Source organism: Tritonibacter sp. SIMBA_163 (assembly GCF_046535935.1).
In the GTDB taxonomy this organism is placed as follows: Bacteria; Pseudomonadota; Alphaproteobacteria; order Rhodobacterales; family Rhodobacteraceae; genus Epibacterium; species Epibacterium scottomollicae.
The window spans coordinates 1-247 of sequence record NZ_JAWJBP010001033.1; the positions used below are offsets into that span (position 1 = coordinate 1).

The window sequence follows — 247 nt, forward strand, 5'->3', positions numbered from 1 at the left end:
CAGCAAATGTTCTATCCAATGAGTTGCCTGTTCGACTGTTTCAACCTCTTCTAAAACAATTGCGAACTCATCACTGCCAATCTTTGCCAAAAGACTATTACTCGGTAATTGCGACTGGAAGCGTTGTTTAATTTTGACTAATAATTCCTCCGCAATGTGATATCCTAGTGTATATTTGATTGTCTTAAAACGCACTGAGTCCAGATGTAAAATGGCAAACTTCGGCAGCGTTGTTGCTATTTCTATT

The 247-nt window shown here is 38.5% G+C and carries 1 protein-coding gene; it reads right to left on the minus strand.

What is annotated here, in order from left to right:
- Positions 1 to 247 (minus strand): diguanylate cyclase domain-containing protein (locus R0J92_RS25480; RefSeq protein ID WP_411053739.1); only part of this gene is annotated, 247 nt, incomplete at both ends.